Origin of the sequence: Brachybacterium vulturis, from assembly GCF_043641765.1 — a bacterium.
Taxonomy (GTDB): Bacteria; Actinomycetota; Actinomycetes; order Actinomycetales; family Dermabacteraceae; genus Brachybacterium; species Brachybacterium vulturis_A.
Window position 1 is genome coordinate 1 of the sequence record NZ_JBHZRO010000001.1, and the last position, 24209, is coordinate 24209.

Here is a 24209-nt window from a genome sequence, read left to right on the forward strand (position 1 = left end):
AGCGCCTCCATGCCGAGGAGCAGGCCCGCCCCCGCGCGGAACGGGCCGCGGAGCAGCGCGCCAACGCCTACCGACGCGCCTACCCCGGCCGCTACGCCCGCCGGATCATCCCTCCCGGCCCCACCCCGGAGGAGAGCGACCCACCCTTCTGACCACCTGGGGGTGAGCGTGTCCATGGCCGAGGGCGGGACCGAAAGGGATCACGAATCCGTTCTGACATCGATGTGAAGCCGCATGGTGACCTGCGATCGGGTCGCCGCACGCCCGTCCATCCGTCGGCTGACGACGCCGCGTCCGGCCCGGGACCTGCACGTTCGCCGCGGGCATCACATCGATGTCATCCCGGAATGCAACGCCCGCCCCGGAGACGGCCAGGCAGCCCCGGGACGGGCGCTGACGACCGGACTGCTCAGACCGGCTGCACCTTGCCGGTCATGCCATGGGGATCGATGACGTACTTCGTGGCGACCCCTGCATCGAACTTCTCGTAGCCGGCCGGGGCATCGTCCAGCGAGATCGCTGCGGCATTGACGGCGTCGGCGATCTGCACCTTGTCGTGCAGGATCGCCTCCATCAGCTGCCGGTGGTACTTCATCACCGGGCACTGACCGGTGGTGAACGCCAGCGCCTTCGCCCAGCCCAATCCGAGGCGCAGCGAGAGCGAGCCCTCCTGCGCCGCCTCGTCCACACCGCCCGGGTCACCGGTCACGTACAGACCGGGGATGCCGAGCGCACCACCGGCACGCGTCACATCCATCAGCGTGTTCAGCACCGTCGCCGGCGCCTCCTGCGCATCCTTGCCATGCCCGCGGGCCTCGAAGCCGACCGCATCCACTCCCGCGTCGACCTCCTCCCGGCCGAGGATCCGGGCGATGCCCTCGCGCGGGTCCTCCGTCGACACGTCGATCGTCTCGCAGCCGAACTTCGCCGCATTGGCCAGACGCTCAGCGTTCATGTCCGCCATGATCACCACCGAGGCGCCCAGCAGCTGAGCACCCACGGCGGCCGCCGTGCCCACCGGGCCGGCACCGGCGATGTACACCGAGGAGCCGGGACCCACCCCGGCGGAGACCGCGCCGTGGAAGCCGGTGGGGAAGATGTCCGAGAGCATGGTCAGATCGAGAATCTTCTCCATGGCCTGGTCCTTGTCCGGGAACTTCAGCAGGTTCCAGTCCGCATACGGCACCAGCACGTACTCGGCCTGACCGCCGACCCAGCCGCCCATGTCCACGTAGCCGTAGGCACTGCCGGGACGGTCGGGATTCACGTTCAGGCAGATCTCGGTGCGGCGGGTCTTGCACATCTCGCAGCGTCCGCAGGAGATGTTGAAGGGCACCGAGACCAGGTCGCCCTTCTGGATGAACTCGACCCCGGGACCGGTCTCGATCACCTCACCGGTGATCTCGTGCCCGAGCACCAGGTCCTTGGGAGCCGTGGTGCGGCCGCGCACCATGTGCTGGTCGGAGCCGCAGATGTTCGTCGTGACCACTTTGAGGATCGCGGCATGGGGGAGTTTCCGGCCCACATTGTCCGGATTCACGCCCGGTCCGTCCTGCAGCTCGTAGGTGGGGTAGTCGATGTCGATCACCTCGACCTTGCCCGGTCCCTTGTATGCGACTGCGCGATTGCTGGACATCGATGAGCCTCCTTGCCCTCTCGGGCGGCTCCCGATGCGCCATCGCACCTGTCGCCGAGCCGCACGTTCCCCCAGGCTCCGTGAACTGCGTCACAAAGTCAACGGGTGGCAGGGGCGGCCCGCGACGGGCTCGCCAGCTCAGACGAGGGAGACCTCTCGACCGGTCTCGGCCGACTCGTAGATCGCCTCGAGGATGCGCACGATCTCGACTCCGTGCCAGGCCGGAGCGATCGACTCGGCCCGCCCCAGGGAGGTGTCGACGAAGTTCTGGATCTCGTTGGCGAACCCGACCCCGAACTCGAAGCTGCGCGAGGCGATCTGCGGCTCGATGTTGACCACCGAGTCGTGCATCTCCGTCGCGATGTGGAGCGAGGGCTCGAGCTCCGCGCCCCCCTTCTCGCCAAAGACCGAGACGTCGATCGAGTCCTTGGTGGCATGCAGCGAGAACGAGCAGTCCAGCAGCAGCGAGGCGCCGTTCTCGAAGCGGATCACCGCGTTGGCGAGGTCCTCGACGGTGTTCTTGTCGGGGTCGTAGTCCGCCGCCTTGTAGCGGGGCATGGTGGTGACGTTCCCGCGGCTGCCGAGCTTGTCGTAGGTGTTCCCGCTGACCGAGACCACTGTGGGGCTGCCCATCAGGTACCAGCACAGGTCCAGCACATGGATGCCGATGTCCAGCAGCGGGCCGCCTCCGGAGAGCTCCTTGTCCGCGAACCAGCCGCCGGGATTGCCGACGCGGCGCAGGCAGCTGGCCTTGGCGTAGTAGATCTCGCCCAGCTCGTCCGCATCGATGAAGGACTTCAGCACCTGGCAGTTGGGCGAGTGGCGGCGCACGAAGCCCACCTGCGCCACCCGGTCGCTCTGCGCGGCGACGCGCTGGATCTCCTCAGCCTCGGCCAGGGTGCGGGCCAGCGGCTTCTCGACCAGCACATGCTTGCCGGCCTCGAGCGCGGCGATCGCCCAGGAGGCGTGGGAGTTGTTCCAGGTGCAGATCGAGACGCCGTCGATCCCCGGATCGGCGAGCAGCTCGTGAGGGTCGGCGTAGGCGCGCGCCGCGCCGAACTGCGCGGCCACCGTCTGCGCCCGCTCGAGATTCATGTCGGCGACCGCGATCAGCTCGACCTCAGCGTTCTGGGAGTACGCGGTGAGGTGGGACTGGGCGATGCTGCCGGCGCCGATGACGCCGACTCGGAACTTCGTCATGGGTGATGCTTCCTTCGTCAGGGGGGGGACAGGCGTGGTCAGGTGAACAGGCTCTTGGCGTAGGCGATCCCGCGCTCGCAGCCCAGAAGGCAGTCCTCCCAGCCCTCGAACTCGATCGCGGCGTAGCCGGAGAAGTCGGAGTCATGGATGGCCCGGGCCACGGCCCGCAGATCGATGTCGCCGCTTCCCACGACCGCCCCGCGCAATGGCTTGCCGCCACGGCTGCGGAACCACCCCTCGCCGGGGGCGGCGTCGGCCGGTCGCACGTAGAAGTCCTTGATGTGCACGACCATCGCGTACGGGAGGTTCTGGGCGACCGAGACCGCGGGATCCTCGTCGACGCACACGAAGTTGCCCACGTCGAGGGTGGTGAGGAAGTTCGGCTCGTCGACCGCGTGGATGATGCGACGGATCCTGTCCGCGGCCTGCACGAAGTATCCGTGGTTCTCGAGGCTGGTGGTGATGCCCTTCGTCGCGGCGTACTGCGCGATCTCCTTGCTCGCCGCGACGATCTGCGGCACCACCCGCTCGAACAGCGGGGTGTCGTCCCCCTCGTGGCCGCCGTGGGGCACCACGTCGTGGCGCATCCGGGTGATCCCCAGCCGTGCGGCGAGATCGACGTACTCCTTCACCCGCGCGGTCTGCGCCGGGTCGCCGGAGGAGAGGTCGGCGCCGATGGCGAGGTTGCTCAGCAGGACACCGGCCGCGGCGGCGTGGTCGCGGATGCGGTCCACGTAGGTCGGGTCGGAGGCGAGGTTGGGGATCGGGGAGGCGGGATCGTCGGCCAGGACGGCGAGCTCGAGATGCTCCCCCTCGCTCGCGGCGATCCAGTCGATGACCTGCGGCAGGGTCATCTCCCCGGTGGAGAGCTTCGCGTGGAAGCTGTAGGAACTGAAGCCGAAGGTGATGTCGGCGGTCATGGGGCGTCCTTGCAGGTCGGGGGGGTGGTCAGGACAGGGTGGCGTGGAAGCGGTGCCAGGGGGCCGGGACCTCGGGGATGCCGGTGATCTGCGAGGAGCCGTGGGCGAAGCCCAGGCCGAGCGCCCCGATGAGGGCGCCGTCGGTGGTCAGCCGCGCGGGCACCAGCTCGGGGGTGAGCTCGGTCATCAGCAACCGGCCGACGGCGCGGCGCAGCGGCGTCAGCAGGGTCTCGCCGGCGCGGGAGAGGCCGCCGCCGACGACGACCCGTTCGGGGTCGACGGTGAGCAGCACGGTGGCCAGCCGCGGGGCGATCTGGGTGCAGAAGTCCTCGACCTCGGCCTGGGCGGCGGCGTCCCCGGCGGCGGCACGCTCGAGGAGCGCTCGTCCGTCGTCACCGCTGGACCAGGTCAGCCGGCCGCGCACCGAGCTGTCGGTCCACCGCATCCCGCGCTGGCTGCCGAGCTCGCCGGCCAGGCGATGGGCTCCCTGCAGGATCTCGCCGCCGACCACGACGGCGACGGAGATCCGGTGGCCCAGCTGGAGGAGCACGATGCTGTGGGCAGGCGGGGCGAGGTGGTGCTCGGCGAGCGCGGCGAGCTTGATGTCGTTCTCGACCGCCACCGGGCAGCCCAGGCGCTCGGCGAGCACCGTGCCGAGATCGAGACCCTCCAGGCCGGGCACCGCGAGGCTCCGGGTGATGCGGCCGTCGGGCCCCAGGATCCCGGGGACGGCGACCCCGACCGCGGTGGGAGTCGTCCCGGTCTCGTGCAGCGCCTGCGTGAGCGGGGCGAGGGGGTCGGAGCCCGTGGCGGGCGCGGAGGAGCGGGCCAGGACGTGCCCGGCGGCATCGGAGACCAGGCAGCGCACGGTGCTGGTGCCGATGTCGAAGGCGGCGACCGTCGCCGCGGAGGCGTCGAATCCGAAGCGGCGCGCCGGACGCCCGGCCCCACCCGGGGTCGCGGCCGGGGCGGGCGCGACGAGCCCGGTGGCGCGCAGGTCCTCCAGCACGGCCTCGACGGTGGGGCGGGAGAGTCCCGTCGCCGCGGCGAGCTCGGCCAGGCTCAGCGCCGCGGTGGCCTCCCGCAGCACGACCACGCAGTCACGCGCATTGGCGAGGCGGACCGCAGAGGGATGGGAGAGCGCCGTGGCCATCGGTCCCTCTCGCGTCGCAGGTCCCCACCACTATTACGTAAGGGGGTTGCACATTGTGCGTGTCCAGTGTGCTCCCCGCGGCCGGAGCCGTCAAGCGGTCAGTGCTCCTCGCCCATTTCCTGCAGGGTCGCGACGAGGGTGGTGACGGCGTCGTCGGAGGCGGTGGGCAGCGGCGTGCGCACGGCGCCCTGTGCGAGGCCGAGCTCCCCGAGAGCACGCTTGATCAGGGAGATGAAGGCGGGATCCGCCTCGATCTGCCCGAGCGGACCGGCGAGGCGGTCCCACGACTGGACCGCTGCGGACCAGTCGCCCTCGCGCGCCTGGCGCCAGAGCTCGACGCAGCGGGCGGGGGTGAGCCATGACGAGGCGGCGACCCAGCCGTTCGCCCCTTGGGTGAAGCCCTCCAGGGCGAGACCGTCAGCGCCGACGAAGACCTCCACGCCGTCTCCGAGGGCCCCACGCAGCTCCCGTATCCGCGTCGCCTCGCCGGAGGTCTCCTTGACGCTCCAGAACGCCTCGTGCTCCAGGAGCGGCACGAGATCCGCGGGGAGCAGGTCCACGCCGGTGGAGTGAGGGTTGTTGTAGACCATGACCGGCAGCTCGGAGGTCGCGAGGACGGGGGAGAGCGCCGCGACCGCGTCGGCCGCGGCGAGACCGCCGTAGAACGGCGGGGTGACCATTGCGGCGGAGGCGCCGAGCTCTGCGGCCTGCGTGATCAGGGCGGAGACCTCGTGCGGCCGGTAGGCCATGCAGCCCACCACCACGGGCACACGGCCGTCGACCGTGGTGATCAGGTGGCGGATCTGGGCCTCGCGCTCGGAGTCCGTGAGGGCGAGCGCTTCGCCGGTCGCGCCGAGGGCGAGGACCCCGTCGACCCCTGCCGCGAGCACCCGCTCGATGCTGCGGGCGTACATGGCGAGGTCCTGCGCACCGTCGGGGGTGAAGGGAGTGGTCGAGACGGCGAAGACTCCGCGCATCGAGCTGTGGGTCATGGTGGGTCCTTTCGGAAGGGGCGCCGGTCAGCGCAGGGTGATCCAGATCGTCTTGGTCTCGGTGTACTGCGCGAAGGCCTCGAGCCCGTTGTCCCGGCCGCCGAAGCCGGACTCCCTGTAGCCGCCGAACGGGGTGGTGATGTCCCCTTCGGAGTAGCCGTTGATGGAGACGGTCCCGGCTCGTACCGCACGCGCCGCGGTGAGGGCGTCGTCGAGGTCACGGGACCAGACGGTCGCGGCGAGGCCGTAGGGAGTGTCGTTCGCGATCCGGATCGCGTCGTCCAGGTCGGTGAACGGCAGCACCGCCACGACTGGTCCGAAGATCTCCTCACGGGCGATGGCCATGTCCTCGCGGACGTCGGTGACCACGGTGGGCGGGTAGAACCAGCCACCGGACTCCTGCCGCGTCCGAGCGCCGCCGGTGCGCACGGTGGCACCGTCGGCCACCGCGTCCTCGACGAATCCGGCGACCCGCACTAGGGCGGGCTCCTCGACCAGGGCACCGATGGTGGTGGTCGGGTTCAAGGGGTCGCCGACCACGTTCCTCTCGGTGGCCGTGACCAGATGCCCCACGAAGTCATCGAGGATCGAGGTGTGGACCAGGATCCGTGAGCCGGCGGTGCAGTTCTGGCCCATGTTGCCGAAGGCCGCCTCGGCGAGGTCGTCCGCGACCAGCTCAAGGCGGTCGGCATTGTCGGCGGTGACGATCTGCGGGGCCTTGCCGCCCAGCTCCAGCACGATCTTCTTGAGGTTCGACTCCGCCGAGTAGCGCAGGAACTCGCGGCCCACCTCGTTGGAGCCGGTGAAGGAGATGGCATCCACGTCGCCGTGGAGGCCCAGCGCCCTGCCGGTGACGTGGCCGAGGCCGGGGACGACATTGAGCACGCCATCCGGGAGCCCCGCTTCCGTGGCGAGCTCCGCGAAGCGCAGGCTGGTCAGGGTGGTCAGCTCCGGGGGCTTGACCACCACGGAGTTGCCCGAGGCCAGCGCCGGGCCGAGCTTCCAGGCAAGCATCGCCAGCGGGAAGTTCCACGGCAGCACCGCACCGACCACGCCGATCGGCTCGTGCACGATCATGCCGAGGGTGCCCTCGGCGGTGGGGGTGGTCTTCCCGAAGACCTTGTCCGCCGCCTCGGCGTACCAGCGGATGGAGTTGATGGTGTCGGGGAGGTCGAACTCGCGGCAGTCGGTGATCGGCTTGCCGGCGTCGATCGCCTCCGTGAGCGCGAGGTCCTCGAGGTTCTCCTCGAGCAGTGCGACCAGGCGCATCAGCACCTCGCGGCGCTCGGAGGGGTGCGTGCGGCTCCAGACGCCGGACTCGAAGGCCGCGCGGGCGGAGGCGACGGCGCGGTCGACGTCCTCTGCATCGCAGGCGGCGATGTCGACGAGTTTCTCGCCCGTCGCCGGGTTGATGCTGGCCAGGGTGGCACCGGAGACGGCGGGCACGAAGGCGCCGTCGAGATAGGCGAGGGTGCGGACGGGCTCGGGGAGCGTGGCGGTCACGGGAGGTCCTCTCGTCGTCGAGCGCCCGGTCGGGCGGGACTGTCGTTCACACTACCATGTGCAATTGCACAGGGTGAGGTGCTGGTCAGGAAAGTTCGTCGACCGTGAGGGGGAGGGCCAGCGGACGCTTCGCGACCGCCCGGGAGGCCTCGTGACGGGTGCGCTCGTCACTGCCGAGGCACAGCATCGCCGCCCCGCAGATCCGGCCCTGGCAGATGCCCATCCCCGCCCGGGTCACGCCTTTGAGGGAGCGCGGGTCCGTCGCGCCCAGCTCCTCGCGGGCCGCGGTGATCTCCCCGAGGGTGACCTCTTCGCAGCGGCATACCACGGTGTCGGCGCTGGCCGCCTCGATCCAGCCCTCCGGGGCCGGGTGCGCATGGTGCATGACGCCGGCGAAGAGGCGATGGCGGATGCGCGCGGAGAGGTCCCGGCGCGCGGCGAGGGAGGAGTGGCCGACGGGGGAGCTGCCGACGGCGCGGCCGGCGGCGGCGCGACCGGCGAGCCGGCCCTCGGCCACCGCACCGCTCGCCCCGGTCACTCCCGTGATCTCTCCGGCCAGGAACAGTCCGGGCACGGTCGAGGCCTGCTCGGCGTCCACCACGCCCACCAGGGACCCGTCGACATCCAGCCGGGTCGCGGCGCCGGCCTGCAGCAGCAGCTCGGCCTGGGGGACGAATCCCCAGCCCAGCCCCACCACGTCCACGTCCTCGAGAACTCGGGAGGTGCCCGGGATCGGGGCGCCTCGGCGGTCGGTGCGGGAGATCTCCACCGAGCGGACCCGGTCCTTGCCGAGAATCGCCGAGACCACGTGGCGTCTCCGGTAGGGGACGCGATGGTGGGCGAGGAGCGCTGCGTACTGGGCGCCCTCGAGGCCCTTGCCGGGGACCAGCGCCCCGGTGATCCCGCGCGGCACCCAGCCGCTGAGATCGCCGGACTCGCAGATCGCGACCACCTCTGCCCCGGCCTCGAGCACCGAGGCGGCGGCGGCCAGCAGGAACGGACCGGTCCCGGCCAGCAGCACGCGCCTGCCCGGGGCCTGCTGCTGGACCTTGATGAAGGCCTGCACCCCGCCCGCGGCCATCACCCCCGGGAGCGTCCAGCCCCGCACCGGGAGCTGTCGGTCGTAGGCGCCGGGGCACAGCACCACCGTCTCGGCCGCGAGCGTCCTCGGGATCGGCGTGGCGGGGCGGGCCTCGGGGGTGGGGGCGAGGTGGACGAGCAGCCCGCCGTCGGCATCGACGTCGAGGGCATGGACGTGGGTCGAGGTCAGCAGGCGCAGGCGTCCGTCCTCGCGCTCCGCGAGGACGTCCTCGTGCAGGGCACGGTAGGTCGACCAGCCGTGGTGCCAGCGCGGGGCAGGGGCCCCGGGAAGCTCGTCCTTCGCCCCGTGGCGCCAGAACTGCCCGCCCAGACGCGGCCCGGCATCGATCAGCACCACGTCCTCGCAGGTGCGGGCCGCTTCGACGGCGGCGGCGAGACCGGCGGGACCGCCGCCGATCACCACCACCGCGACGGGCTGCGGTGCAGCGGGAGTGGATGCAGCGGGGCGCTCAGTCATCGTCGGTCCCCGTCCGCACGTCCATCCCGTCGGCCACCTCGACCAGGCAGGTGCGCTGGCCGCGCCGCCCGTCGACCGTGGCCAGGCAGTCGAAGCAGACCCCGATCCCGCAGAAGAGGCCGCGCTGCTCACCGGTGCGGCGGGTGGTGCGCCAGCCGGCGTCCTCGCCCTCGAGCATCAGGGCCGCGGCGACGGTGCGGTGGGCGGGGACGGTGAGCGGCGTGCCGTCCACGGTGAGGCGGACGGCGGGGTCCGAGGGGGTGCTCATGCGGTGCCTCCTGTGGAGAAGCGGGCCGGGTCGAAGGGGGAGAGGTCGAGGTCGGGGCGGTGGCCGGCGAGGGCCTGCGCGAGGAGCTTGCCGGTGCCGACGCTGAGCCCGATCCCGGCGCCCTCGTGACCGCCCGCGTGCCACAGGCCCGGTGCGCGGGAATCGGGGCCGATCGTCGGCACGTGGTCCGGGGAGTAGGGGCGGAAGCCGTGGTAGTGCCGCAGCACGCGCACGTCGCGGAGGAAGGGGAACAGCGCCGCGGCGTTCGCAGCGATGCGGCGCAGCGCCTCACGGCTGAGCGCGTCGGAGAAGCCCACCTGCTCGCGCGAGGAGCCCAGCAGGATGCTCCCGGCGGGCGTGGACTCCACCACCGGGGAGGACTGCAGGGAGGCGTCCGAGCTGCCGACGTCGTCGATGTACTCCGCGGCGTAGACCTTGTGGAACACCCGCGGCGGCATCGGCTCGGTGACCATCACGTAGCCGCGCCGGGGGGCGATCGGCAGCTCCACCCCGGCCAGCGCCGCGAGCTGGGCGGCCCAGGGCCCGGCGGCGTCGACCACCGCGCCGGCGGGCAGGTCCCCATCCGTGGTGCGGGCGCCGACGATGCGCTCGCCGTCCCGCAGCAGGCCGGTGACCTCGCAGTGCGGGAGCACCTCGGCGCCCAGCCCACGGGCGAGGGAGAGCAGATGCGCGACCAGCTGCATCGGCATGACCTGCGAATCGTCGGGGTACAGGGCCGCGCCCACCGCATCGGGGGAGACGTGCGGCTCGAGCTCGAGCAGCTCGGCGGCGTCGATCTCCTGCACCCTGATGCCGTACTCGCGCTGCGCGGCCAGCACCCGGCGCAGCGAGACCATGCTCGAGTCGCGGGAGGCGACGATGATGCCGCCCTTCTGCTCGAACTCCCAGCGGTGGCCGTGCTCGGCCAGCTCCCCGTGCCAGAGGCCCAAGGAGTAGTTCGCCAGGTCCAGCTCGGGACCGTGCTCCTTGTCCGAGACCAGGATGTTCCCCTCGCAGCGGGAGCTGGTCCCGCCGCCGGGGGCGCCGCGGTCCACCACCCGCACGGACAGCCCGAGCAGGGCGCAGTAGTAGGTGATCGCGGCCCCGATCGCGCCGGCCCCGATCACCAGGACGTCGGTGCCGCGGGTCATGTCGGGGGCACCAGATCGAGCAGCGGCGAATCGGTCCCGCCGGTCTCCTCGTCGCCCGTGGACCACAGCCGCGAGGTGTGGCCGATGTGCTGCACGATCAGCCCGTAGGCACCCTCGCCGTCCCCGGCGGCCAGCAGGTCCAGCAGCCGATGGTGCTCCTGCGCGGAGCCGACGAGGCGGCCGCTGTCGGCCAATCGGCGCAGCGCCCGCATGCGGGTCTGACCGCGCAGCCGGGTGGTGAGGTCCACCAGTCGACGATTCCCGGTGTGCTCGAGGAGGCGGGCATGGAACTCGCGGTCGCCCTGGAGATAGCTGTGCAGGTCGCCCTCCCGGGCCCCGTCGGCGATGCGATCCGCCAGCTCGCGCAGGGAGGCGAGGTCCGCCTCCGGCACGTGCCCGGCCAGCGCCCGCATCGCGGGACCCTCGAGCAGCTGGCGCACCTGGGTCTGCTCCTCGAGATCGGCACCGGTCATCTCCGTGATCCGGAAGCCCTTGTTCTTCATGGTGGTCACCAGGCCCTCGCGGGCGAGATCCATCATCGCCTCGCGCACGGGGGTCGCCGAGACGCCCAGCGGTGCCGCCAGGGCGGGGGCGGAGTACAGCTGCCCCTCCTCGAGGTCGCCCAGGATGATCGCGCTGCGCAGCGCATCGGTCACCGAGGCGCGCAGACTCTTGTACTGCTGGATCTCTCCCAGTGGGATCTCGCTCGCGGACATGGGGTGCTCCTGTCGGGCCGGCTCGTGGACCCTCACCGTAATGGCCGTCGGTGCGCTCACAGCTCGAAGCCCTCGGGATACGGATCCGTGGGATCCAGCATGTACTGCGCGGTGCCGGTCACCCAGGCGCGTCCGGTGACCAGGGGGAGCACCGCGTCATGGCCGCCGACGGTGGTGGTCCCGACCAGTCGGCCGACGAACCTCGAGCCGATGAAGGACTCGTTGAGGAAGTCGGTCTCCAGGGCGAGCTCGCCACGGGCGTGGAGCTGCGCCATCCGGGCACTCGTGCCGGTACCGCAGGGGGACCGGTCGAACCAGCCCGGATGGATCGCCATCGCGTGACGGGAGTGCTGCGCGGTCGACCCGGGCGCGGCGAGGTAGACGTGGTGGACCTCGCGGATGTCCTCCCGCTCGGGGTGGACCGGCGCGTCGGCGGCGTTGATCGCCTCCATGATCGCCAGGCCCGCCGTGAGCAGACGACCCTTCTCGGCCCGGTCGAAGGGCAGGCCGAGGTCCGCCAGCTCCACGATCGCGTAGAAGTTCCCGCCGAATCCCAGGTCGTAGCGGACGCTGCCGTGGCCCGGGACCTCGATGCTCGCCTCGCGGCGCATCAGGAACGAGGGGACGTTGCGCAGTGTCACCGCGTCGGCGCGGCCGTCGCTCACCGCGACCTCGGCGACCACCAGCCCGGCGGGAGTGTCCAGACGGATCGTGGTGACCGGCTCGGTCACCTCGACCATGCCGGTCTCCACGAGCACGGTCGCGACGCCGATGGTGCCGTGACCGCACATCGGCAGCAGGCCGGAGACCTCGATGTAGAGCACACCCCAGTCGGCGTCGGGCCGTGTCGGGGGCTGCAGGATGGCCCCGCTCATCGCGCCGTGGCCGCGCGGCTCGCGCATCAGGAGCTTCCGCAGCCCGTCGCGATGCTCCATGAACCACAGCCGGCGATCGGCCATCGTGGCCCCCGGGATCGGGGGGACGCCGCCGGTGATGACGCGCGTGGGCATGCCCTCCGTGTGCGAGTCGACGGCGTGGTAGACGTGTGTGGTGCGCATCGGGAGCTCTCCTTCGAGGGGTCAGCGGGCGACGTCGGCGTCGGCGTCGGCGGGGGTGGAGCTGGTCCAGAAGTCGGCGTCGGAGATGCCGAGACCGGCCGGATCGAAGGACGGGTCCAGGCCCTGCTTCCGCTGACGGTCGTAATCCTTGATCACTGTGTACACCACAGGGCTGAGGGCCAGGATGATCAGCATGTTCGTCCAGCCCAGCAGGCCGTAGCCGATATCGCCGATCAGCCACATCGCATCGGCGGAGACCAGCGCGCCGAAGGCAGTGATGGCCATGGCCCCGGTCTTCAGGACCGCACTGGGCCAGCCTCCGGTGGAGCCGCAGAGGTAGCCGAGGTTCGTCTCGGCGATGTAGTAGAAGGCGACCATCGTGGTGAAGGCGAAGAAGAACAGGGCGATCGCGACGAAGGCGGGGCCGAAGCCGCCGACCGCGGAGTCGATGGCGGTCTGCGTGTAGGTCACTCCCGCCTCGACGCCGGGGATGTTCTCCACGAGGGTCTGCCCGCGATGGACGACATTGAAGGAACCGGTGATGATGATCATGATGCCGGTGGCGGTGCAGACGACGATCGTGTCGAGGAAGACCGACAGGGACTGCACCAGGCCCTGCTTGGCCGGATGGCTGGTGGAGGCCGCGGCGGAGCCGAAGGTGCCCTCGCCGACGCCGGCGACGTTCGAGAAGACCGCGCGTCGCACGCCCCAGGCGATCGCGGCGCCGGCGATGCCGCCGAAGATCTGGTCGCGACCGAAGGCGGAGGCGAGCACGAGCTCGATCGTGGGCAGGACCTGATCGAGGTTCAGGACGATGATCACCGCGGTGAAGAGGATGTAGACGAGTGCCATCACCGGCACCATGATCTGGGCGGCGTGGATGATGCGCTTGGTGCCGCCGATGACGGTGAAGCCGAGCAGGCCGGTGAGCAGGATCGCAGTGACCCAGGTCGGCACGCCGAAGGCGACCTCGACGGAGGTGGCGATGTTGTTGGACTGCACACCGGAGAAGACGAAGCCGTAGAAGAACATGTAGCCGACCGCGAGGGACACGGCCAGCCACTTCAGGTGCAGCCCGAACTCGACGTAGAAGGGTGCGCCGCCGCGGTGCTCACCGTCGATGCGCCGCTTGAAGACCTGGGCGAGGACGGTCTCCGCGAAGGCGCTGGCGGAGCCGAGCAGGGCGGTCACCACCATCCAGAACAGGGCTCCGGGGCCTCCGGCGGCGATCGCCGTGGCGACGCCGGCGATATTTCCGACGCCGACGCGGCTGGCCAGGGTCAGCAGCAGCGCCTGCAGCGGCGCGACCCCCTCGCTGTCATGGGGCTTCGCCAGGACCTGGCGGAACATGTCCGGGAGCCGTCGGAACTGCACCGCCCCGGTGAGGATGGTGAAGAACAGGCCGACCGCGAGGGCGAAGTACGCCATCGGGTTCCAGATCCAGCCGTTCAGGGTGCTGAGCAGGTCCATATCCGAGATTCCTCTGCCACATCGTCGTGAGTCGGCGCGGATGACAGTAGGTCGCAGATCACACAATGTCAACTGTGACATTGCACTAAGTGCGGATGGGAGACTGGGGAGATGGAGAAGTTCGCCCCGCCCGTCCCGGTGCTCCAGCAGAGCTACGCCGACGCGCTCCCCGAGCTGTCGGTCCCCTGGCGTGCCGAGGCGCCGCCGCGCCCGGAGATCGCCTGGCTGAACGAGCCGCTCGCCGCGGAGCTGGGGTTCGATGCGACGTGGCTGCGCAGCGAGGAGGGGCTCGCACTGCTGACCGGGCAGATCGACGCCACCACCGCACAGGCCTACGCCGGTCACCAGTTCGGCAGCCCGAACCCGCAGCTGGGCGACGGTCGGGCGGTGCTGCTGGGCGATCTTGTGGACCCCCATGGCCGCCACCGCGATCTGCATCTGAAAGGTTCCGGCCGCACTCCTTTCGCGCGTGGCGGCGACGGGAAGGCACCGCTGGGGCCGATGCTGCGCGAGGCCGTGATCGGTGAATGGCTGCACGCCACGGGCGTGCCCACCAGCCGGGCGCTCGCCGTGGTGAGCACCGGGGAGCAGATCGCCCCGCGTCAGGGCGTGACCCCGGAACCCGGTGCGCTGCTGGTGCGGGTCGCCGCGAGCCACCTGCGGGTGGGGACCTTCGAGTACGCGACCTGGCACCTGGACGAGGAGGTGCGCGCGCGGCTCGTCGAGTTCACGATCCGGCGCCACCACCCGTCGGCCGAGGGGCCGCTGGGACTGCTCGAGGCCGTGACCCGCGCCCAGGCGGAGCTGGTGGCGCGGTGGATGCTGCTGGGCTTCGTGCATGGCGTGATGAACACCGACAACATGGCTCTGTCCGGTCAGGGCATCGATTACGGGCCCTGCGCCGTGCTCGACGTGCACCGTCGTGGTGCCGTGTTCAGCTCGATCGACCGGGGCGGCCGGTACGCCTACGGCAGTCAGCCCGGCATCGCCCTGTGGAACCTCTCCCGCTTCGCCGAGACCCTCCTGCCGCTGCTGGAGGCGACGGACCCGAATGTCGCGGTGGAGCAGGCCACCGCGGTGCTCGAGCAGTACGAGGGCTGGTATCAGCAGGCCTGGACCCGGCAGTTGGCCGGCAAGCTGGGGATCCGCGATGACGTCGAGGGGGTGTCCGCGCTCGGCCAGGAGCTGTTCACTCTGCTCGAGGAGCAGCAGGTCGATCACACCGGCTTCTTCCGGGCGCTCGGGGAGGGCAGGGCCGCGGAGCTCGTCGCGGGCGCCTCCTTCGCGCAGTGGATGCAGCGCTGGGAGCCGCGGCGGTCCGCGACGCCCGCGGAGATGGCCCGCCGCAACCCGCTGTACATCCCGCGCAACGTCCACCTCGAGGTGGCGCTGCGCTCGGCGCACCTGGGTGACCTGGGGCCTGTGCGGGAGCTGCTCGGCGCGGTGTCCGCGCCGTTCACCCGCCGTACGGGGCTCGAGCACCTCGAGGGCCCGGGTGACGGCGGCGAGCATTTCCTGACCTTCTGCGGGACCTGAGGCGAGGCGGGCGCGTCGGTTCCTCTCCTCGTCCGCCCGGCACCCGATCGGTCGGGACCGTGCGGAGCGTCGGTGGTACCGTCGCCGCACAGATCCCCGACGTGAGGAGACGCCATGACCAGCACCCTCGACGGACGTACTATTCTGCTGCTGACCAGCAACTTCGGCACGGAGACCGACGAGATCCGCATCCCACTGGCCACCCTGCGCGAGGCGGGCGCGCGCGTCACCGTGGTCGCCCCGGACACGGGCGTGGTCACGACCCTCGAGCGCGACCGCGAGCTGGGCCCCGTGGTCCCCGTCGACGCCACCCATGCCACGGTGAAGGCCGCGGACTTCGACGCCTTGGTGCTGCCCGGGGGCACCCTCAACGCGGATGCGCTGCGCGGGGACGAGACCGCGCAGTTCCTGACCCGCGCCTTCGCCGCTGACGGCAAGCCCGTCGCCGCGATCTGCCATGCACCCTGGCTGCTGGTCGAGACGGGCCTGGCCGACGGCCGCGCGCTCACCTCGGTCCCCACGATCCGTACCGATCTCGTCAACGCGGGCGGGCGATGGGTCGATGAGGAGGTGGTGGTCGACGACTCCGCCGGCTTCCGCCTCATCACCTCCCGCACGCCCGATGACCTCGACGCCTTCACCGCGGCGATCATCGACGCCCTCAGCTGACCCACCCCAGGAGGACCCCATGACCCAGATGCAGCCGAACGATCCCGCCGACGATCCCGAGCTCGACCGGATGACCGCGACCAGCGAGGACGAGTACGAGCGCGGCGCCGACGAGGACCTCGAGGAGGTGAGCATCGATGATGCCCTCGAGACCGACCGCGTCGCCGCCGAGGGGCCGGATTCCCGCAACGCCGACGGTTACGGATTCGACACGGACCGCGATCGCGGCGGGGACGACGCCACGGCCGCCGAGCAGGGCAACCGCGAGGAGGACCGCATGGAGGCCGAGACCGCCGAGCAGGAGCTGCCCGAGCTCTGAGGATCAGCCCCCCAGAGCGGCGAGGATCTTCTCGTCGACCGCGTGCCGTGCGCGCAGGTGCTCGTCCACGTCGTAGGAGAACGACGAGTAGGTCAGCGTGCCGCCCTCGTCGATCAGCGCCGTCGCGCTCGCACGATCGGTGAGCTCCGCGAGCCAGGTCAGTGCCCGGTGGTCGGCCATGGCCTGCACGAACACGCGGTAGCGCAGCGAGAGCCAGGGGGTGCCGTCGGGCCCCGGGTAGACGACGAAGGGATCGCCGCCGAAGAAGCCGCCGCCCGAGCAGGTGTCCTCGAAGGGGTCGATCGGCCGCAGCGAGTACTGCGCCCACCAGAAGTTGAAGCCCCAGTGCAGGAAGCCGGGCGCCTCGAAGGCGAACAGCTGCCGGCCCAGCACCCGATTGCGCACCGAGGGCAGGGCGATGAAGCGATTGGCGACCTCGCGGTTCTGGGAGACGCAGTAGTACACCCAGGGGTGCCGGCCGGCCTCGAGGAACGGGGCCACGTGATCGGTCGCGACGATCGGGGTGTCCACCACGCCCCGCTCGGCGAAGGCGAAGGGGCTCAGGGCATCGACCACCTCCGCGCCCACGAGCAGGTCCGCCACCTGAGCCTTCGCCGCGCTGTAGTCCTCGAGCTGGTGCTCGCGCGGTTCGTCCGAGATGTGCCAGAGCACCCGTCCCTCCCAGTGCTCATCCAGGTGGGCGCGCAGCGTCGGGATCAGCGCCTCCAGGAGCCGGCGGTAGTCGGGCGAGGTCGCCGGGACGTGCCAGCCGAAGCGGTGCTCGAGGCCGGTGGCCGTCCGCACCTGGATCGCCGGGGTCTGCAGCGCACCCCACTGGGTGAACAGGTGCGCGATCTCCAGGCCGGTGAAGCCCAGCCTGCGGCAGATCTCCAGCCAGCGGTCCAGGCGGGAGAGGTCGAAGGAGTACTTGCCGCCCTGCTCGCGGATGCCGATGAGCTGGACGAAGGGCCGGGTGTGCCCCTCGGCGGTGTCCAGCGGCGGGGTCCAGGTGGGGGTGAGCACGCTGTTCACGTCCATCTCCCGGGCCGAGACGAGGTACTTCTCGATCAGCTCCCAGTGCTCCTCGGAGAACACCTCCACGTCGTAGTACGTCGAGAGGCTGTCGACATGGAACCAGTGGGTGTTGGTGATCGACAGCGGCGGCAGGCCATGCTCGTGCACACGCAGCTGCAGGACGTGCTCGGCGAGGACCTGCCCGTCGGTGGCGTCGAAGAGGGTGAGGGTCAGGTCGTGCTCGCCGGGGACGGCGTCCACGACGTCGATCCACAGGGCCTCCCAGATCTCCGGGCCCATCCGCACGATGCCGTCGGTGACGGGCTCGAGCAGGTCGGGGTACTCGCCCGGTCCGGTGACGAGATAGTGCTCGTCGGGATCCTCGGGGGCGGCGGAGGAGACCGGCACCCGACGCACCGCATGGACCCGGGCGCTGCCGGCGACCTCGCCGGTGAGCTCGACGCGCAGATCCGGACCCTCGGCGGCCTCGAGGCGGAGCGCGACCTGGAGCGAGAGCACCTCGCCGCGGAAGCCCGAGGCGTGGGCACCGCTGATCAGCGCGACCGGGCGCGGTGCGGCCTCGCCCAGCATCTTCTCCAGGGAATCGATCAGGACGGACTGCATGGTGGGTCTCCTCGAAGGGACGACGATGTCTCGGGCCGGCGCCCGGCATGCATCCTGCCACTCGACCGCTGGCTCAGATCATCGCGACCACCGCGTTCATCCTCCGGCGGGGGCCCCCGGCCGCGGTCACGCCCCTCCTTCCGGTGGGAGCTGAGCACGGAACGGCGCCCAGTGGAAAATCCATTGCGCTGTCCGCGCGGCGGTCCTACGGTGGAGGCACACAGGGAAGGAGGTGGTCCGAGAAGTGATTGATCATCGGACGTGTGAGGTGGCTCGCCGCTGAGGCGACCGTTCATCCGGACGCGCAGCGAATACCACCGAGCTGCCGGGACCCCCAGGGGGTCGGATCTCGTCCTTCCGACCAGCGCACCGCGCGACCTGGGGGTTCTTCCCTGCCGGGAGGCTGCGCCGGTTATCCTGCCGTGATGACGAACGCCTCCCAGTACGCACCGGTCGAGCTGATCGCGACGGAGATCGACGAGGACGCCGTGGTGCGCTCGGATCCGGGCCGGATGCGCAGTGCTCCGATCGTGCTCCTGCTCCACGGCCTGGGCAGCAACGAGGACGACCTCGCCGGGCTGGTCCCTTTCCTGCCTGCGGACTTCACCTACGCCTCCCTGCGCGGCATCTATCGCTACGTGCAGGGCTACGCCTGGTTCGAGATGCCGATGGACCCAGCGCGTCCGGAGGCGCTGCAGGCCTCGGCCGCCGCGGTCGAGAGCTGGAGCGCTGCGCAGGACTCTCCGGTCGTCGGGGCCATCGGCTTCTCCCAGGGCGGGGCCCTCGCTCTGCAGTTGCTGCGACGCGATCCGCAGGCTCTCGACTTCGTCGTGAACCTCTCCGGATTCCCGTTCCCCGCCCCGATGCCCGGGGATCCCGCGCTCGCCGAGGTGTCCCCGCCGGTGCTGTGGGGGCACGGCGGCATGGATCCGCACTTCGCCGACGGGCGGGAGGAGGCGGTGCGCGACTTCCTGAACGCTCACACCCGGCTAAAGGAGGAGCGCAGACCGCAGCTGGGCCATGCGGTGGACGAGGTCGAGCTGCGCGCCGTCGCCTCCTTCCTGCAGCGACGGGCGGCCGAGCTGTGAGGCGTCCTCCACACCGGCCCCCGCATCCAGGGAGCGGGTTGTAACATTCCCTCATCCGCCTCCGATCGTCGGAGTCGTCATGAGGAGCACCAGGAGATCATGAGCGCCGCCAGCGACGCCCCCAGTGACAGTCCCGGGCCTTCGGGCCCGCATCTCATCACTTCCCATGGGGGGATCCGTCCATGGACCTGATCGGTCCCCTCATATCCCTGGCGGTCGGCCTCGTGCTGATCGCCGCCTGCGGTGGCTTCGTCGCCGCCGAGTTCTCCCTGATCACCGTCAACCGCAACGAGGTGGAGGCGGCCGCCGCTGCCGGCGACAGACGCGCCGGCGGTGTCCTGCAGGGGATGAAGACCCTCTCCACCCAGCTCTCCGGCGCCCAGCTCGGCATCACCGTCACGAACCTGGGGATCGGCTTCCTCGCGGAACCCGCGATCGCCGCGCTGATCGGCCCCGGCCTGCTCGACGCCGGCCTCGGCCAGGTCGCCGCCCGCTCGGTCTCCGTGACCATCGCCCTGGTCCTCGCCACCGGGATGACCATGATCTTCGGCGAGCTGGTGCCCAAGAACATGGCGATCGCGGAGCCGTTGCGCACGGCCAAGCTGGTCGTCGGCTTCCAGCGCCTGTTCACCACGATCTTCAAGCTGCCGATCCGCCTGTTCAACGGCAACGCCAACGCCGTGGTGCGCGCCCTCGGCGTCGAACCGCAGGAGGAGCTCGGCTCCGCCCGCAGTGCCGACGAGCTCGCGGTGCTCGTCAAGCGGTCCGCCGCCGAAGGCGCACTCGCCGCGGAGACCGCCTCGCTGGTCCAGCGCACGCTCGCCTTCGGCGACCGCCGTGCACATGACGCGATGGTCCCGCGTGGACGCATGGACTCCCTCGAGGTCGGCGACTCCGTGGCCGAGCTGCTCGAGCTCGCGAGGGTCACCGGCCATTCCCGCTTCCCGGTGCTGGACGACGACAACGAGATCGCAGGCGTCGCCCACATCCGCCACGGCCTCGCGGTCCCCTTCGACCAGCGCCCCAGCACCCTGGTCGAGACGGTGATGGGCACGGCGACCTTCGTGCCTGACACCGTGCCGCTGGACGACCTCATGGACACCCTGCGCGCCGGCGGCCTGCAGATGGCCGTGGTGGTCGACGAGTTCGGCGATCACGCCGGGCTCATCACCCTCGAGGACCTGGTCGAGGAGATCGTCGGCGAGGTCCGCGACGAGCACGACGAGGAGACGGACGACACCCCCGAGGCCGACGGCTCCTGGGACCTCGACGGCCGGATGCGCCCCGACGAGGCCACCGAGCGCCTCGGCGTCACCGTGCCCGAGCACGAGGACTACGACACCCTCGGCGGGCTGATCACGATGGAGCTGGGCCGTCTCGCGGAGGTCGGCGACGAGGTGCTCGTGGACACCGATCCCGCCCCGGGGGAGGAGCCCGCCCGGCTGCGGATCGAGGTCATCGAGGTCGACGGCATGCGCATCGAGACCGTCCACGTGAAGGTCGAGGTCCTCGAGGCCGATGACGAGGCCGAGGACGCGGCCGACCACGCCGGGCACGAGAAGGTGGACAGCTGATGAGCACTCCGACGGGCCTCGCCCTCACCTTCCTGCTGCTCCTGCTGAACGCCTTCTTCGTGGGGGCCGAGTTCGCCCTGATCTCCGCCCGCCGCTCGGTCATCGAGCCGAAGGCGCTCGAGGGCCGCTGGGCCGCGAAGGTCACCATCTCCGCGATGGAGCAGGTCTCGCTGATGATGGCCGGCGCGCAGATGGGCATCACCGTATGCTCCCTCGCCCTCGGCGCGATCAGCGAGCCCGCCATCGCACACCTGATCGCGGGGCCGCTGGAGCTGCTCGGCGTACCGGGCGCCCTCACCCACCCGATCGCCTTCGTGATCGCCCTGGCCCTGGTCACCTACCTGCACGTCGTCTTCGGCGAGATGGTGCCCAAGAACATCGCCCTGGCCGGACCGGAGCGGATGGCGCTGATCCTCAGCCCGCCGCTGATGGGCATCGTCACCGCGCTCCGCCCCCTGCTGTGGCTGCTCAACGCCTGCGGCAACCTGGTGCTGCGGATGCTCGGAGTCACCCCGAAAGCAGAGGTCACCAGTGTGTTCACCCGCAACGAGGTGGCGGCGATGGTGAGCGAGTCCCGCCAGGGCGGACTGCTCGAGGACAACGACGAGGCGCTCCTGCTGGGCGCCCTGCGCTTCGAGGCCCGCAGCGTCGCCAACCTGGTGATCCCGTTGGAGAAGGTCTCCACCCTCCCCGAGGGCGTCACCGCCGCACAGGCCGAGGCCGCCGCGGTCGAGGGCTACTCCCGGTTCCCGGTCCGAGCCGCCGATGGCCGCCTGACCGGCTACGTCCACATCAAGGACCTGCTGGACTCCGTGCAGGAGCACCGGGAGCTGCCGATCCCCGCCACGCGCATCCGGGCGCTGCCGGTGGTCGGGGCCGAGGCACCGCTGCGGCAGGCGCTCACCTCGATGCAGGACTCCGGGGCCCACCTGGGAGCGGCGAGCGACGAGACCGGCACGGTGATCGGCATCGTCACCCTGGAGGACATGCTCGAGGAGCTGGTGGGCCAGATCCGCGACGACTCGCGAGTCGCCGCATGAGCAGCTCGACCTCATCACCGGCGCGGGGAACGTGCTCCTCATCCTCTCCGCGGCGGAGCGCCTCCCCGCGCTCGTCGGGCTCGCCGCGCACCTGGCTCCCGGAGGACGGCTGGTGGTGGACGTCGGCCGGGACCGTGGGTACGCGTCCGAGGACTTCCTGGTGGCGATCCTGAGCCGCGACTGAACTCGTCGGGCACTATATGGCGATGAGCTCCCTCACCGACTCCCGCTGGCGGGTCCATCCGATCGGCCGAGCGGCGACGCTCCGCAGAGCCGCCGCGGAGGCGATGCTCTGGGGCCTGATGGGCCTGGTGGGGTTGTTCGCGATCGGCTTCCTCAGCGGCATCGTCGCGGAGGAGGTGCTGCCCGAGTCCGAGGCGGCGACCACCCTGGACCTGGTCACCCGCGCCTCTCTCGTCGGCGACCTCGCTCTGGGGCTGACCGGGCTGCTCGCGCTCGGGCTGCTCGGCGCGCTCGAGGGGCCGCTGATGGCCCGAGCCCTGGCAGGGGCGATGCGCCGTGGCGCGCCGGCGACGGCGGTGCCGTTCCCGCTGCAGTGGGAGGCGGCGCGGGAGAGCAGCGCGCGGACGTACAGGCTCATCGCGATCTGGCTGCTCGCGATCCTGGGCTTCTGCTATGTCATCGTCGTCTTCGCCGTGTTCGAGAGCGGTCTCGATCCCACGGGGCTGGCGATCCTCGGCGGGGGCGCACTCCTGCTCGCGGTGATCTGGGCCGGCATCCCGCTGACCGGGAGGGTGTTCCGCCGGTGGCAGTCGCGACACTTCGAGGAGCTGCCGCGATGGTGGACACAGCCGCACCGGATCATCGCCGCCGGCCGGGAGCTGACCGAGCAGGACGTCACCGCCGCCCGGTCGCGGGCGGGACTGGGCGTGGCCCTCCCCGGCGCCGGGGTGCGGAGACTCGTCACGGCGCTGGTCGCGATCATCACGGTCTCAGCGATCGCGTGGGAGATGGCCTTCACCCTGACTGTCGGTATCGCCTATCCCGATGCCACCCGCACGGCCAGCAGGCAGCTGGGCGAGCGCGCGGATCTGGAACCCGAGACCGAGCGCCTCGTGGACCTGCTGGCGATGGGGATGGGGGTCGCCGGCGGCGTGGCGCTGCTCGCCGTCGCCGGGATCGTGGTCTGCACGATCATCCTCCGCCGGCTCGAGCATCGCGTGCTGCGCCGAGCTCTTGCCGAGCCTGCGACCATCCCGCCGGCGCACGCCCTGCTCAGCCGGGCGATGGCCCCCACCTCGCTGACGATCCTGAAAGTGTTGTTCGCCGTTGCCGGGGCGGCCGCCGCCCTCGGCATTGCGCTGTGGTTCGTGGACGCGGTGGCCGAGCTGCCGGACTGGGACTTCTACGCCGCGGCCGGGCCGGAGCTGCGGGCCGCCGGCGCGCTCGGGCCCTGGATCGTGCTCGGGGCGCTCGTCGTCTTCGTGCTCGGGATCGTGGTCTCGAGCGTGCTCGATGCCCGGGATCAGGGCCTGCGGGACGAGCTGGTGCAGCGGTGGCCGGTGCGACCCGTCGAGGAGGACGGGGCAGCAGAGGACACGGCGGAGACGGAGGAGCCGGGCGAGAGCGAGAAGAGCCAGCCCTGATCGTCTGCTCATTCGTGCTCACGTGAACGCGCACGTCGCTGATCCTGCGCACTCCGGTGGTGAGCCGCACCACCTTCCTGGACGGCCCGTCCCTGTGCCTCCTCTCCCGGATACGGTGAGCCCAGCACATCGACGTGTCCCCGGTGCCCCGTCACCGGGCCCAGAGCAAGGGGCGCCCAGTGAACGCAGATCTTCCGCTCCCGCCACCGCTGCCCGCCGCCGCCGCCGGGAGGCCCTCGTCCGGAGCACCGGGCTCCACGGCTCCCACCGGTTCCGTCCGGCCCCCGGCCGTCCCGGTCTTCTTCATCTCCGACTCCACCGGCATCAGCGCCGAGACCATGGGAAACGCCCTGCTGCTGCAGTTCCCCACGATCCCCTTCGAGCGCCGGCTGATGCCCTTCGTGCGCACCGTCGAGGAGGCGCGTGAGGTGCGCAGGGACCTCGATGCGGCGATGGACGGCGCCGTCGCACCGTTGGTGTTCCTCACCGTGGTCGACGAGGCGGTGCGCGAGGAGCTGCGGGCCACGACGGCGCCGGTGATCGATTTCGTCAGCGGGCACCTGGCCCAGCTCGAGGACCGGCTCGGGGTCACCGGTGACCACGCGCCCGCGCGGCTGCACGGAGTGGGGGACTCCCGCCAGTACAACCGCCGCATGCAGGCGGTCGAGTTCGCGATCGAGCACGATGACGGCCAGTCCGTGCGGGCGATCGAGAAGGCTGACGTGGTGCTGATCGCGCCGTCCCGCTGCGGCAAGACCCCCACCAGCATGTACCTCGCCCTGCTGCACGGGATCTTCGTGGCGAACTACCCCTTGGTGGACGAGGACCTGAACGGCGAGGTGCTGCCCGCGTCGATCGCGGGCGTCGCCGACCGCTGCTTCGGTCTGCTCATCTCACCGCAGCGGCTCTCGGCGGTGCGCAGCGAACGCATGCCCGATTCGCGCTACGCCTCCCTCGAGCAGGCCCGCTGGGAGCTGTCCCGGGCCCGTCGCGTCTATGACGTGCACGGGGTCCCCTTCGTCGACTCCTCGAGCAAGTCCGTCGAGGAGATGTCCACCCTGATCCTCCAATCGCTCGCCCGCCGCGGGACCACCCCGCTCTGAGCACCCATCA

At 71.1% G+C, this 24209-nt stretch carries 22 protein-coding genes; 9 read left to right on the plus strand and 13 right to left on the minus strand.

Annotation, left to right across the window (positions count from 1 at the left end):
* Positions 1-409 precede the first annotated feature (409 nt).
* The 12 genes from fdhA to ACHUEU_RS00060 all read right to left on the minus strand — a co-directional run bounded on the left by fdhA (position 410) and on the right by ACHUEU_RS00060 (position 13625).
* Complete coding sequence (gene fdhA, locus ACHUEU_RS00005; protein WP_394213808.1) at positions 410-1636, minus strand: formaldehyde dehydrogenase, glutathione-independent; 1227 nt, start codon at positions 1634-1636, stop codon at positions 410-412.
* A gap of 138 nt (positions 1637-1774) precedes the next feature.
* Positions 1775-2836, minus strand: coding sequence for a Gfo/Idh/MocA family protein (locus tag ACHUEU_RS00010; RefSeq protein WP_394213809.1), 1062 nt, complete (start codon positions 2834-2836; stop codon positions 1775-1777).
* Between the two features lie 38 nt (positions 2837-2874).
* Entirely contained in the window at positions 2875-3756 is an 882-nt protein-coding gene (locus ACHUEU_RS00015) for a sugar phosphate isomerase/epimerase family protein (RefSeq protein WP_394213810.1), read from the minus strand.
* Positions 3757-3784: 28 nt separating this feature from the next.
* Positions 3785-4909 (minus strand): ROK family protein, encoded by a 1125-nt coding sequence (locus ACHUEU_RS00020; protein ID WP_394213811.1) that lies wholly within the window; start codon positions 4907-4909, stop codon positions 3785-3787.
* Between the two features lie 98 nt (positions 4910-5007).
* Complete coding sequence (locus ACHUEU_RS00025) at positions 5008-5901, minus strand: dihydrodipicolinate synthase family protein (protein ID WP_394213812.1); 894 nt, start codon at positions 5899-5901, stop codon at positions 5008-5010.
* A 27-nt stretch (positions 5902-5928) separates the two neighbouring features.
* On the minus strand, positions 5929-7404 hold the full coding sequence (locus ACHUEU_RS00030) for an aldehyde dehydrogenase (RefSeq protein WP_394213813.1): 1476 nt from the start codon (positions 7402-7404) through the stop codon (positions 5929-5931).
* Between the two features lie 85 nt (positions 7405-7489).
* Complete coding sequence (locus ACHUEU_RS00035) at positions 7490-8962, minus strand: FAD-dependent oxidoreductase (RefSeq protein ID WP_394213814.1); 1473 nt, start codon at positions 8960-8962, stop codon at positions 7490-7492.
* The gene (locus ACHUEU_RS00040; protein ID WP_394213815.1) at positions 8955-9230 is read right to left on the minus strand and encodes a (2Fe-2S)-binding protein; all 276 of its coding nucleotides are present in this window, start codon (positions 9228-9230) and stop codon (positions 8955-8957) included. The genes ACHUEU_RS00035 and ACHUEU_RS00040 overlap by 8 nt, the downstream gene beginning before the upstream one ends.
* A complete protein-coding gene (locus ACHUEU_RS00045) occupies positions 9227-10381 on the minus strand; it encodes an NAD(P)/FAD-dependent oxidoreductase (protein WP_394213816.1) in 1155 nt (384 codons plus the stop codon). Before ACHUEU_RS00045 ends, ACHUEU_RS00040 begins: the two co-directional genes overlap by 4 nt.
* On the minus strand, positions 10378-11097 hold the full coding sequence (locus ACHUEU_RS00050; RefSeq protein ID WP_394213817.1) for a GntR family transcriptional regulator: 720 nt from the start codon (positions 11095-11097) through the stop codon (positions 10378-10380). Before ACHUEU_RS00050 ends, ACHUEU_RS00045 begins: the two co-directional genes overlap by 4 nt.
* Positions 11098-11153: 56 nt before the next feature.
* Positions 11154-12155: a proline racemase family protein gene (locus ACHUEU_RS00055; RefSeq protein ID WP_394213818.1), complete on the minus strand. Its 1002-nt coding sequence runs from the start codon at positions 12153-12155 to the stop codon at positions 11154-11156.
* A gap of 21 nt (positions 12156-12176) precedes the next feature.
* Positions 12177-13625: an alanine/glycine:cation symporter family protein gene (locus tag ACHUEU_RS00060; RefSeq protein WP_394213819.1), complete on the minus strand. Its 1449-nt coding sequence runs from the start codon at positions 13623-13625 to the stop codon at positions 12177-12179.
* Between the two features lie 111 nt (positions 13626-13736).
* On the opposite strand from ACHUEU_RS00060, the gene ACHUEU_RS00065 reads away from it, so the two are divergent.
* The 3 genes from ACHUEU_RS00065 to ACHUEU_RS00075 all read left to right on the plus strand — a co-directional run bounded on the left by ACHUEU_RS00065 (position 13737) and on the right by ACHUEU_RS00075 (position 16149).
* Positions 13737-15161 (plus strand): protein adenylyltransferase SelO, encoded by a 1425-nt coding sequence (locus ACHUEU_RS00065; protein WP_394213821.1) that lies wholly within the window; start codon positions 13737-13739, stop codon positions 15159-15161.
* A 114-nt stretch (positions 15162-15275) separates the two neighbouring features.
* Positions 15276-15830 carry a type 1 glutamine amidotransferase domain-containing protein gene (locus tag ACHUEU_RS00070; protein ID WP_394213822.1) on the plus strand — a complete coding sequence of 185 codons (555 nt, stop codon included), beginning with the start codon at positions 15276-15278 and terminating at the stop codon, positions 15828-15830.
* Positions 15831-15849: 19 nt separating this feature from the next.
* A complete protein-coding gene (locus ACHUEU_RS00075) occupies positions 15850-16149 on the plus strand; it encodes a hypothetical protein (RefSeq protein WP_394213823.1) in 300 nt (99 codons plus the stop codon).
* 3 nt (positions 16150-16152) lie between these two features.
* On the opposite strand, the gene ACHUEU_RS00080 is transcribed toward ACHUEU_RS00075, so the two are convergent.
* Positions 16153-17787, minus strand: coding sequence for a glycoside hydrolase domain-containing protein (locus tag ACHUEU_RS00080; RefSeq protein ID WP_394213824.1), 1635 nt, complete (start codon positions 17785-17787; stop codon positions 16153-16155).
* Between the two features lie 425 nt (positions 17788-18212).
* Here ACHUEU_RS00080 and ACHUEU_RS00085 point away from each other — a divergent pair, with 425 nt between their 5' ends.
* From ACHUEU_RS00085 to ACHUEU_RS00110, 6 genes are all read left to right on the plus strand, one after another.
* Entirely contained in the window at positions 18213-18875 is a 663-nt protein-coding gene (locus ACHUEU_RS00085; RefSeq protein WP_394213825.1) for an alpha/beta hydrolase, read from the plus strand.
* Between the two features lie 182 nt (positions 18876-19057).
* Positions 19058-20449, plus strand: a complete 1392-nt coding sequence (locus ACHUEU_RS00090; protein WP_394213826.1) for a hemolysin family protein — start codon at positions 19058-19060, stop codon at positions 20447-20449.
* Positions 20449-21489 carry a hemolysin family protein gene (locus ACHUEU_RS00095; RefSeq protein WP_394213827.1) on the plus strand — a complete coding sequence of 347 codons (1041 nt, stop codon included), beginning with the start codon at positions 20449-20451 and terminating at the stop codon, positions 21487-21489. Before ACHUEU_RS00090 ends, ACHUEU_RS00095 begins: the two co-directional genes overlap by 1 nt.
* Before the next feature lie 31 nt (positions 21490-21520).
* On the plus strand, positions 21521-21673 hold the full coding sequence (locus ACHUEU_RS00100; protein WP_394213828.1) for a hypothetical protein: 153 nt from the start codon (positions 21521-21523) through the stop codon (positions 21671-21673).
* 22 nt (positions 21674-21695) lie between these two features.
* Entirely contained in the window at positions 21696-23096 is a 1401-nt protein-coding gene (locus ACHUEU_RS00105) for a hypothetical protein (RefSeq protein ID WP_394213829.1), read from the plus strand.
* Positions 23097-23275: 179 nt separating this feature from the next.
* On the plus strand, positions 23276-24199 hold the full coding sequence (locus ACHUEU_RS00110) for a pyruvate, water dikinase regulatory protein (RefSeq protein ID WP_394213830.1): 924 nt from the start codon (positions 23276-23278) through the stop codon (positions 24197-24199).
* Positions 24200-24209 lie beyond the last annotated feature (10 nt).

What these genes read in the sequence shown, in the direction of transcription:
- fdhA (WP_394213808.1), bottom strand. Translation starts at nt 1,636, where the DNA reads ATGTCCAGCAATCGCGCAGTCGCATACAAGGGACCGGGCAAGGTCGAG.
- ACHUEU_RS00010 (WP_394213809.1), bottom strand. Translation starts at nt 2,836, where the DNA reads ATGACGAAGTTCCGAGTCGGCGTCATCGGCGCCGGCAGCATCGCCCAG.
- ACHUEU_RS00015 (WP_394213810.1), bottom strand. Translation starts at nt 3,756, where the DNA reads ATGACCGCCGACATCACCTTCGGCTTCAGTTCCTACAGCTTCCACGCG.
- ACHUEU_RS00020 (WP_394213811.1), bottom strand. Translation starts at nt 4,909, where the DNA reads ATGGCCACGGCGCTCTCCCATCCCTCTGCGGTCCGCCTCGCCAATGCG.
- ACHUEU_RS00025 (WP_394213812.1), bottom strand. Translation starts at nt 5,901, where the DNA reads ATGACCCACAGCTCGATGCGCGGAGTCTTCGCCGTCTCGACCACTCCC.
- ACHUEU_RS00035 (WP_394213814.1), bottom strand. Translation starts at nt 8,962, where the DNA reads ATGACTGAGCGCCCCGCTGCATCCACTCCCGCTGCACCGCAGCCCGTC.
- ACHUEU_RS00040 (WP_394213815.1), bottom strand. Translation starts at nt 9,230, where the DNA reads ATGAGCACCCCCTCGGACCCCGCCGTCCGCCTCACCGTGGACGGCACG.
- ACHUEU_RS00045 (WP_394213816.1), bottom strand. Translation starts at nt 10,381, where the DNA reads ATGACCCGCGGCACCGACGTCCTGGTGATCGGGGCCGGCGCGATCGGG.
- ACHUEU_RS00050 (WP_394213817.1), bottom strand. Translation starts at nt 11,097, where the DNA reads ATGTCCGCGAGCGAGATCCCACTGGGAGAGATCCAGCAGTACAAGAGT.
- ACHUEU_RS00055 (WP_394213818.1), bottom strand. Translation starts at nt 12,155, where the DNA reads ATGCGCACCACACACGTCTACCACGCCGTCGACTCGCACACGGAGGGC.
- ACHUEU_RS00060 (WP_394213819.1), bottom strand. Translation starts at nt 13,625, where the DNA reads ATGGACCTGCTCAGCACCCTGAACGGCTGGATCTGGAACCCGATGGCG.
- ACHUEU_RS00065 (WP_394213821.1), top strand. Translation starts at nt 13,737, where the DNA reads ATGGAGAAGTTCGCCCCGCCCGTCCCGGTGCTCCAGCAGAGCTACGCC.
- ACHUEU_RS00070 (WP_394213822.1), top strand. Translation starts at nt 15,276, where the DNA reads ATGACCAGCACCCTCGACGGACGTACTATTCTGCTGCTGACCAGCAAC.
- ACHUEU_RS00075 (WP_394213823.1), top strand. Translation starts at nt 15,850, where the DNA reads ATGACCCAGATGCAGCCGAACGATCCCGCCGACGATCCCGAGCTCGAC.
- ACHUEU_RS00080 (WP_394213824.1), bottom strand. Translation starts at nt 17,787, where the DNA reads ATGCAGTCCGTCCTGATCGATTCCCTGGAGAAGATGCTGGGCGAGGCC.
- ACHUEU_RS00085 (WP_394213825.1), top strand. Translation starts at nt 18,213, where the DNA reads ATGACGAACGCCTCCCAGTACGCACCGGTCGAGCTGATCGCGACGGAG.
- ACHUEU_RS00090 (WP_394213826.1), top strand. Translation starts at nt 19,058, where the DNA reads ATGGACCTGATCGGTCCCCTCATATCCCTGGCGGTCGGCCTCGTGCTG.
- ACHUEU_RS00095 (WP_394213827.1), top strand. Translation starts at nt 20,449, where the DNA reads ATGAGCACTCCGACGGGCCTCGCCCTCACCTTCCTGCTGCTCCTGCTG.
- ACHUEU_RS00105 (WP_394213829.1), top strand. Translation starts at nt 21,696, where the DNA reads ATGAGCTCCCTCACCGACTCCCGCTGGCGGGTCCATCCGATCGGCCGA.